Annotated in this window: 9 protein-coding genes; 4 read left to right on the forward strand and 5 right to left on the reverse strand. The window is 54.1% G+C overall.

Annotated features, from left to right (window positions below):
- The first annotated feature begins 72 nt into the window (after nucleotides 1–72).
- Nucleotides 73–471 carry a nuclease A inhibitor family protein gene (locus tag LKK83_RS09920; protein WP_324630930.1) on the forward strand — a complete coding sequence of 133 codons (399 nt, stop codon included), beginning with the start codon at nucleotides 73–75 and terminating at the stop codon, nucleotides 469–471.
- 263 nt (nucleotides 472–734) lie between these two features.
- Here the strand turns inward: LKK83_RS09920 and LKK83_RS09925 are convergent, their stop codons facing one another.
- From LKK83_RS09925 to LKK83_RS09935, 3 genes are all read right to left on the reverse strand, one after another.
- On the reverse strand, nucleotides 735–1,019 hold the full coding sequence (locus LKK83_RS09925) for a DUF2934 domain-containing protein (RefSeq protein WP_324630931.1): 285 nt from the start codon (nucleotides 1,017–1,019) through the stop codon (nucleotides 735–737).
- Between the two features lie 5 nt (nucleotides 1,020–1,024).
- A complete protein-coding gene (locus tag LKK83_RS09930) occupies nucleotides 1,025–1,993 on the reverse strand; it encodes a DNA/RNA non-specific endonuclease (RefSeq protein WP_324630932.1) in 969 nt (322 codons plus the stop codon).
- A gap of 71 nt (nucleotides 1,994–2,064) precedes the next feature.
- Nucleotides 2,065–3,489: a DUF4336 domain-containing protein gene (locus LKK83_RS09935; protein WP_324630933.1), complete on the reverse strand. Its 1,425-nt coding sequence runs from the start codon at nucleotides 3,487–3,489 to the stop codon at nucleotides 2,065–2,067.
- A 268-nt stretch (nucleotides 3,490–3,757) separates the two neighbouring features.
- Here LKK83_RS09935 and LKK83_RS09940 point away from each other — a divergent pair, with 268 nt between their 5' ends.
- From LKK83_RS09940 to LKK83_RS09950, 3 genes are all read left to right on the forward strand, one after another.
- Entirely contained in the window at nucleotides 3,758–4,084 is a 327-nt protein-coding gene (locus tag LKK83_RS09940; protein WP_324630934.1) for a hypothetical protein, read from the forward strand.
- A gap of 304 nt (nucleotides 4,085–4,388) precedes the next feature.
- On the forward strand, nucleotides 4,389–5,882 hold the full coding sequence (locus LKK83_RS09945) for a pentapeptide repeat-containing protein (RefSeq protein ID WP_324630935.1): 1,494 nt from the start codon (nucleotides 4,389–4,391) through the stop codon (nucleotides 5,880–5,882).
- Between the two features lie 151 nt (nucleotides 5,883–6,033).
- A complete protein-coding gene (locus LKK83_RS09950) occupies nucleotides 6,034–6,555 on the forward strand; it encodes a hypothetical protein (RefSeq protein ID WP_324630936.1) in 522 nt (173 codons plus the stop codon).
- 90 nt (nucleotides 6,556–6,645) lie between these two features.
- Here the strand turns inward: LKK83_RS09950 and lepB are convergent, their stop codons facing one another.
- Together lepB and LKK83_RS09960 are read right to left on the reverse strand one after the other, a co-directional pair.
- The gene (gene lepB, locus LKK83_RS09955) at nucleotides 6,646–8,082 is read right to left on the reverse strand and encodes a signal peptidase I (RefSeq protein WP_324630937.1); all 1,437 of its coding nucleotides are present in this window, start codon (nucleotides 8,080–8,082) and stop codon (nucleotides 6,646–6,648) included.
- A gap of 220 nt (nucleotides 8,083–8,302) precedes the next feature.
- Entirely contained in the window at nucleotides 8,303–9,076 is a 774-nt protein-coding gene (locus LKK83_RS09960) for an SDR family oxidoreductase (protein WP_324630938.1), read from the reverse strand.
- Between the last annotated feature and the right edge of the window lie 307 nt (nucleotides 9,077–9,383).

Below are 9,383 nucleotides of genomic sequence, written 5' to 3' on the forward strand. Positions count from 1 at the left end.
GGGGGCGAATTCCTCCCCATACATAAATGACAGGGGTTTCCATTCGCCCCCCTTACCAACCCCTAATTTTCGATGAGCGATCGCCAATCCATTACCGAAAAACTAGCAGAACTCACCGACGGTCTCTTGTGGATGAGTGAGGCCGATTATCCCTGGAACGTGGTATCCTGGGATAAACCAACCGTTTCCCCCGCAGAACTCATTCAAGCGGCGGGACGCGAACCCACCGCATCCATCCAACAAAAAAATCCAGACGATTTTTTTCAGCGCGCTGTAACTGAAAAAGAGTGGCAAGATGCCTCAGAACGAGAACGAGTACGGCGATATCGAGAGCTGGTGCATTTTCTGAAAAACAATCTCGCCGACCTCACGGTTTATCGCATCGGAGAAGTAGAAATCGATACCTTCGTTATTGGCAAAACCCCCTCGGGAACGGTGGCGGGAATTGCCACCACCGTGGTGGAAACCTAGGCGAGTTGGCTTATTCTAACCCCATCGGTTTACCCTAAGTTGGCCAACAAAGGAAACATTGCCAACGCCAGAAAACCAGGCAGTTTGATTGCCCCTGTAGGAACAGCGCAATGCCCTTTCTTTTCAGGGAGACCGATGCGGAGGAATTCTTCGCGTGCTATTGCAAAGAGCTTGATATGACGGATAGAGACGCGAGCGATCGCGTCTCTACTGCGCCTTTTCAGAGGAGGGAGGCTCAAGAACTTGCACCCTGGGGTGGGAACCTAACCCGACTGGGGGGGGTTCATTTCGCGACAAGCTTGCAGCCAATAGTCGAGGGATTTGCCCTCCGGACCCCCGTCAGCGGCCCACAGGTAATATGCTCGCATGCGAATGTCCGCTTCGGTGGGACGATAAGGGGGCAAAAAGTAATCGCAATCCTCGGTTTGGAAATTATACGGCACCCCGACGAAAAAATCTTGACGTCCGAACCCGCGCGTGGTGAAGCGGACGCATTGTTGTTTCAGGGGACACTTATCTCCGGAGCAGAACACAATCTCGCTAGGCATCACACTTACCGATCGACGCGACTTTCAATGGTTTTTTGCACGGAACGGGAGACATTGGAGAAAAAATCGTAGCCGGTGGCGGCTTCGATCGCATCGATAGAGACGCGATAATCCCGCCAGTCTGTATTGGCGACCCGTTGGCTGTTGGGGATTCGCACCGCGATCGTGCGCGTCTCGCGGGTGATGTCGCCTACTCCTTGTCCCGGTTTATCCAAAACGGCGATAACTTTCCAGGTGTACTGGGGAACGGTAACTTTGCCATTGGCAATAGTTTTGGCTTTTCCTTCCGATCCGGCGATAATATACAGTTCCTTACCGCGATCGACTAAATCCCGGGAGTATTCTTCCAATTCTCGCCACACCTCGCGGTTATTGGCGGGGGATTGAGGCATCATGTTAGTCATCACAAAGGTAGCGCTGTTATCTCGCTTGCTGCGGGTGCGATCGGCGGAAGGAACGATGTGACCGCGATCGTAACCGGTGCCGCGATAATCCGAGGGGGACACTTGGTAAAATCCACCGGGCAAGGAACCATCGGGACGAAAGTCATCTTGTCGGTCTGCATTGCCTAACCAGGAAGGATTGAGCTGCCAACTGACCCAGTTTGCTATGCCGGTGCTGCGGTTGTAGGACAAAGCGTATTGCGGCTTTTCCATTAAATAGTTGTTCGGATTGCTGGGATTGGGTTTGGCGTTGCTGGGGTTGCCCATCAGCAAATGATTGCCTCGGGTCGATCGCCCTTTGCGATCGCTGACGTAGCAGACGGGGCGATCGCCTCCGCCTCGGGAATAGGCCGATCGCTCGCCGCACAATTGTCCGCTGCGGGTTAAATCGTAGGGACATTCGCAGGTACCGGTCAGGGGGGCGCGCACCGCCCTTTTTTCCGTGGGACAACCGGTCAAACTCAACAGCAGGGTAGTAGCGATCGCCACTACCCCCAGATTTTTCAGCCAAGTGGTTTGGTTTTGCATCATGGTCTTTAAACCGTTAATTTTGCCCATTGTACGCCGATTCCGTCCCGTTTCAGGATCGACCTGGCCGCACCTCACACTGGCGTTTTCGCAGGTGGCGTAATGCCGCGCCGATCGAGTACCTCCTCCAGTTCTGTGAGAAATTCAAAGTCCTCCGGGGGTAAATTCGCCCCATTGCCATTCCATCGCGGTTGCTTTTCGAGAAAGGCAAACGCCTGTCGGAACTGATGCGCCTCGGCGGCGATCGCGGCGTCAAAATGGCAGGGAATAATCCGCTCGAAATACCACCGAGAAACGCGATCGGCCCAGTCGAGGGTTTCTTTCGGGGCGCGGTTGAGAATCAGTTTTTGCAAAATTGGAGCCACGAATAAACGTCCCCCACCGCGCAATGCCTCGAACGATCGCTGCCAATGTGCTTTCCACGCAAAGGGAAACAAGCCGAAGTATGCTTTTTTAGAGCGATCGCTGGCATAGCGCGCGTCGCGCCACGCTTGCTTGAATTCGATGGTTTCTAAGGCGCTGGGGCGGAAGTAACAGGCAAACAGGCAAATGCGCTGCCATCCTTTGCGACGGGCCGTTTCGCTATCGGCGATCGCATCTGTGGCATTATCTTTGGCATGGAACAGCAACGGATAGGGATCCGAGTTGACGATCGCCGGGGGTGCTTCCGGAACCGAGAGTACGGAGTCGGTGACTAGCAAGCTGCGCGAGGGCCTGTGAAAAAATGCCACTTCCCCAAATGCCCCCAGTCCCAGGTCCAGCGGTCCGAGGATTTCATAGTCAAAATCTTCGGCAAATGGGGTTTTGCTGCTATTTTCCGGGAGAACCTGGGTGCGCGATCGCGGAAACCCCAGCCAACTTAAGGGCAAGTTTAGCGGAAAACTCCACTGCTGGGGCGCGACAAACACCTGCGCCTGGGGAAAGCGTCGCGCAAACGGGCCGACAAATACCTTATGTTCTAACCCGGAAATCGTGGGCAGGATAATATATTTCACCTCCCCATGTGCCGCAACCAACTCGTTGAGTAATTCCAGGCACTCCGCCGTGGGTGCCACCGGTGCATACACCAGCAACCCCCCTTGGGATAACTTCACCACGGTCATCCGAATGGGCACCACCACGTAAAGGATGCCCTGCACCTGCTCGAATGTCCAGATCGTATCTTTCACCACTTCCCGTCGCAAGGTGACTCGTTTGCGATAGGGGTACAGGGGCACGATCGGCCAAAATGGCCATGAATCGTCCTGAGTCCCTCTCTGTTGCCCTTTGCCAATGGTTTCGATCCCGTTCACGATCGCTCTGCTCACTTGCCAATCCCTGGTCGTTCTCCATGATTTTCTTATTTTACCAAAGGAGCGCCCCAGTTTAATTCCGAGTCCGGGGGGTTCGCGATCGCTAGGAGTTTTGGTCGATCGTAAAGTGGCGATCGCGAGCCACTCAGACCCGCGATCGCCCACACTGTTTGTCCCTACGCATGCAATTTGAGAATGTATGACCATCGCAATCGCCGTTTCGGGAAATTGGCAAGAGTGGTTCGCGGTTTCGGGCTACCTTTGCTTCACGATTTTTATTATTGCCTGCATTTTCCTCACCGGGAAAAAATAACCCCATTAACCCTGGGAACATGTCACATGATGTAAAATTGCCCCTCGGAGATAGTCTCGTCAGCGCCCCCAGAAATTCGCTACAATAACAACCAGCGGCATCCGCTGTCGATCGCAGCGGTTGTCCCGGTTTCCCATCGTCGTCATTCCCCCAAAACTGCTTATGAATTCCCAAAATCCCGAACGCCTAAAGCGCAAACTCGAAGACCTGAAAACGGACATTCATCGCACCCAACCCTTGAAACGGGATGGGGAAGTGTTGCAAACCCTCAAATCCCTTTCCGAACAATTGAGCGTCTGGTATGGAGGACTCTCCAATACTGGAAAAGGGGCGACCATCGTGGTAGGGGGTATTTTGGCCATCTCGGTGGTCAGTACCGTGTTAAATTTAATTCGCTTGGCTGTTACCCTGGTAATCGTCGGCGCGGTAGGCTATGTGGGATATAAATTTTTCCTCGCCTCCCAGTCTGACAATGACCCAAATCCATAGCGATCGCTGGCCCAAAGCACCCTCCATCTTCCCCCTCGAAACCCGCCCCCTGAGCTTCCCCCACCCCCGCCGCGCCCGAATGGCATCGATCCGCGATCCATATCATGCCTTGGAGTGCAAAAACTGCGCCGACAGGTGCTATACTGACCCAGGGTACGAGTGGGCGCAGGGACGGTGGCTCGGGCAATCCTGACTCGCAAGCGCAACATCGATTTTCACCGATCGAAGGCGCTGGATCGCGATCGCCCTTGCTAAAATATGGGTTCCCAGTGGCAGATACCGGGTTGAGAGGAATTCGCAAACGATGAAAAGCACTCATTCACGCAAAATCGAGACTTCGGGGAAAAAAGGGGGAGGCGATCGCCCCCCACTCCCGCCGTCGAAAATGATGGCACCCCGGGGACTGTGGCTGTGGATCCTGCAACATCCCGGTACCAGTTTGGTGCTGGCGATCGCCCTCATTCTCAGCGCCGTGTTGGGCACCTTTGTGGGCACCCAGTTCTACATCCAAGGGCAAATCGAGCATCGCGATCGCGATCGCCTACAGCAGGAGAAATTTCTCCGCTGGGTTCAACAGTTCGCACCAGACGAACGTCAAGGGGCGATTCTGGCGTTGGGGAGTTTAGAAAACCCAGAGGCTCAGATTCAGCTTTTAGCAGATCTGCTCGGTTTGGAAACGGACCGGGAACGCTTCGCCGCCGTGCAACAAGCCTTGGTCAGTAGCGGACCGAATGCGTTACCCTATTTGCAAAAATTAAATCAATCCACCCGCACGGATCTCGATGCCCTGCGCTATAGCACGGATGAAGAACAACGTCAAGTTGTGGAAGAGAGACTGCGAAGCACCCAACGGGCGATCGCCAAACTGCTGCAGCTCTACAGCGCTCAACTCGCGCACATCGACCTCAACCGCACTCACCTGGCCCAACTTCCGGACGGGGAATTTACCTTGGTGTTGGAAAAAACCGATTTATCGGGCATTCAACTGCGCGGCGCGCTCTTAAATCATGGCAGTTTTAGGGGCAGTCAATTTTATGGGGCGGGCAAGGATGGCAACTTCGGGACTTATGACGATGAAACTGCCGACTTCACCAGTAGCGAACTTGCCGACAGCGATTTTACCGAGGCATTTCTCACTCATGCGGTCTTTGCCTACAGCAATCTCACTCGCGCTACCCTCGATCGCGCCAATTTATTCCGGAGTATTCTCACAAAAGCTAATCTCGACAACGCCCAACTGATCGGGGCGGACCTGCGCCAAGCCGACCTGACCGACGCTATCCTCGCAGGCGCGAATTTATCCCAAGCCAATCTCGCCAAAACCCAGGCGATCGGCGCGCGCCTTCCCCAAGTTTCGGCAACCGGAGCCAACTTCTACCAGGCACTCTTGAGCGCCACCGATTGGCAAGGAGCGAACCTGCAAGGTGCTAATCTGCGTCAGTCCAACCTCGAAGATGCCAACCTCAGCGCTACCCAACTGATCGATGCAGATTTGCGGGGCGCTCAACTCAAAAACGTTAACTTGCAGCAGGCTGACCTCACTTCGGCTCAGTTGCAGGGAGCCACTGTGGATGGAGCCGATTTTCGGGGAGCCAACTTCTTGTCGGCCCAAGGACAACAAAGCGATCGCTTCCTCGAATCGAGCAATGACTCCTTTTCCGGTTTGCTGCGCGGGGTTGACTTTACCAAAGCGCAAAATCTCGACGATAAGCAAATTGTCTATATCTGCACCCAAGGCGGCACTCATCCCCTCTGCTCTCAAATGACCGAGCAGTTCTCGCCGGAAAATCCCGAATAGACCCATCTCATCCCCACCACCGAGGAGCCTCCGCCTGCCCTTCGAGGATTGCAGATGGCCAACTGACAATTTTTCGCCCACCAATCATCGGGTAAGGTAAAATCGACCCAGCAGATGGATTATTTTATTATCGGTAATGAGGAGTAGGGATATGGAACGTCTCCAGGCTATTTTCTCGAAAGTGGGCGCACTGGCCCTGGGAAGCGTGGCGATCGCCAGCAGCATTGGTTTGAGCAGCGATCGCTCAGCCGCGCAAGCCGCCTATGGCAGTTATGTTGGGGTGGGTGGCTCCGTGGGATTGACAGAAGTGGACAATGACGAGCGCTACAATGCCGTGGTTGTGGCGGCGCGCTACAAACTGCTGCCGGTGCCCTTGTCGTTACGCGCCCAAGGATTTTTTAGCGGGGATGGGAGTGCCGTCGTGCCCACCATTTCCTATGATTTTCCCCTCACCTGGCAAGCGGATGTGTATTTAGGAGCCGGTGCCGCCCTTGCCAGTGGCGATACCCCCGTGGGGGATAAAGTCAGCTTTGCCATTCAACCGGGAGTAGACTATTCCGTGCCCAATACCCGATTTGTTTTATTTGGCAATGCCGTGATCGCCTTTGATGCTTACGAAGATGAGAGCGACACTGCCATCTCCCTACAAGGAGGCGTCGGATTGAGATTTTAACCGCATCGAGCGCGCGTCATAGCCCGCGTCGGCGAGCGTCGATCCAGAGCAACGCCCCACCCTTCTTGGGTGCGGGGCTTTGCTGCTGTTTCACTCTTGTTTCACCGATTCGATCGCCCCGATGCGCGACCTGGGCCAGTAGATTTTATAAGCTTGGCCGATAATATCTTTGCGCGGGACAAAACCCCAGACGTGGGAATCAAAACTTTCGTCGCGGTTGTCTCCGAGGACAAAATAACTATCTTCCGGCACGAGTTGTCGGTCGAAGGGGTAAGTGGGCAGAGAGCCGAGATAGTTTTCTTGTAAGGGGCGATCGTTGATATAGAAGATGCCATCTTGGAGGCTGACCACTTCTAACGGGGTGCCGATGACGCGCTTGATAAACAATTCCCCAGCATTGGGGTCGAGTTGTTGGGCGAATTTAGGGGCGCGAAACACGACAACATCGCCGAATTGAGGGCGATAGTCCGGGGATTTGCGAACCAAAATCCGATCGCCCGCTTGCAGGGTAGGCTGCATCGAATTGCTCGGAATAGTAAATCGTTGCACGAAATGATGTTCCACCCCAGCGGGCAGGAGAATAAAGCTGACTTTCAGGGTCACAATCAGCGCCACCACCCAGACAATTGGTTCGGGGCGATCGCCTTGCCCTCGCGACCCGAGAAAATAAGCATGATAAGCGGCGATCGCATACATCAAAGGCGGCACCACAATCCATCCTTCATACACTCGCGCCACATTCGAGGCCAAAATCAAACCGATGAGGAACACCGCGCCCAAAAACATTTTGTTGAGATAAAGATGACCCAACCCCGGTAAAATCTGCGAGAGAAAAACTGCAACCCAGGGGTTATTTCTATTCCGTTTGTTTTTGAGAACGTTTTCTAACTGAGAGAAAGAAATAGTTCTAAAACACTTATGGGCATCGATAATGTTGATAATATAAAAGATAAAAATAGGAAAAAGCAAGCCGAAACTGGTGAGGGAATTGCCCGTGGGGCTGAAAAAAGTGGCAAGAGCGATCGCTAGCAAAATGGCTTCTACCACAAAAAACCCCAATCCTCGCAAGAGTTTGCCGGCATAACATTGTCCCAATCCCGGCAATAAAACCGATAAATTCACCGCCAACCAAGGGTCTTTCTGGGTGGGGCGGCGGTGAAGCGCGCGGGGGCGGCGACGAGCAGTCCCCGAATTTTTGCGCCGCCCTGGCACGCGGCGGTGGGCGGGCGAGGGAGTGGGGAGGAGAAAATCGTGAGTCCAACTGGGGGCTTTTTGATGGGGGTATTTGGCCAGGATTTTTACCCGTCGGATACCCTTGACGTTTAAAGTCATTAGCAGCTGTGCGATCGCCGAAATATAGACCTGGCGATCGCTCAACTGCGGCGACGACAGGATAACCTGCAAACAGCCCCGCGTTAACCGAACTTTCGCCCGGAGAGATTGGGACTTAAACTGTCGTTCCAGCAATGCCGCGATCGCTTTCGGATTGCCTTTTTTCGCCTGTGCTTGCAGCTTCGCCGATGTCATGCTAACCCACCCTTTTTTGCAGAAAAACCCATAGGCCCGCACCGAGAAAACAGTTGCCGGAAATCGCGCACCCCAAAAAAGAGGGCAAAACCACCCAGCAGGAGGATGAGGAATAGTTTTGCCACGTTCATCCCCCTCCGTTGGGTAGGGCGGTTGGGTTCAGACCCGAAAGCATTTTGCATCGCCAAAATTCTCGCTTCGCAGGTATTTTTTTTTTAGTTTAGCGTCGGCGATGAACTTGAGTGGCATTCGCCTGATCCACCGGCACCACCAACACCTCGCTAATATTGACATGAGCCGGGCGAGTGACGCTGAACATCACCACATCAGCGATATCGTCGGGAGTCAGGGGTGTGAGGTCTTCGTAAACGGTTTTCGCCCGATCGCGATCGCCGTGAAAGCGGACAATACTAAATTCGGTTTCCACCAAACCCGGTTCCACTTCCGTTACCCGCACCGGCGTGCCCAGCAAGTCCTGTTTTAACCCATCAGAAATCGCGCGGACAGCCGCTTTCGAGGCACAGTAAACATTGCCCCCCGGATACGCCCCCCGACCGGCGATCGAGCCAATATTCACCACATGACCGCGCCCCCGTTCTACCATCCCCGGAACCAGGGTGCGGGTGGCGTAAAGCAATCCTTTTACATTCGCGTCGATCATTTCTTCCCAGTCGTCGATATTGCCTTGGTGGAGTTTATTTAAACCGCGACTCAGACCAGCATTATTGATTAAAATATCGATGGATTTCCAAGCCATCGGCAGGTTGGAGAATTCCGATGTCACCGTGGCGCGATCGCGAATGTCTAGGGGGACGAGCAAACTTTCGGTGTTAAACGCTTGTTTGAGTTGTGCTGCTAATTCTTCCAGGCGATCGTCGCGTCGCGCCACCAACACCAATTTCGCACCCGCCTCGGCAAATTGGCGGGCGCAAGAGGCCCCGATGCCACTACTGGCACCTGTAATTAACACGATTTGGTCTTTTACCGAAACCATAACTGCTTTGAGTAACTATCAATTTGAATGCTCCCCCACCTGCTGGCGCAAGGTGGGGGTGTCCCGGTAGGGCGGTCGGCCTCAGGCCTGCTCCCCGTATCCCAGGAAGGTGGCTTCCTCAGCGCGCACTGGGAGCTTTTGCCCAGATGCGCCTCCAAATCGTTTCCGTCTGGAGCTAATTGGAGAACATAAATTGTCCTTGGATTCTAACCTAGCTCCCTACATTTACGAATTGGGCGATACCAGGATTTACAGGGCATCCAGCCTTGCCAAATGGGTCGTGTCTCCGGTTGGCTCGGAATCTGTG

It is taken from the genome of Phormidium sp. CCY1219 (genome assembly GCF_035615515.1).
In the GTDB taxonomy this organism is placed as follows: Bacteria; Cyanobacteriota; Cyanobacteriia; order Cyanobacteriales; family Laspinemataceae; genus CCY1219.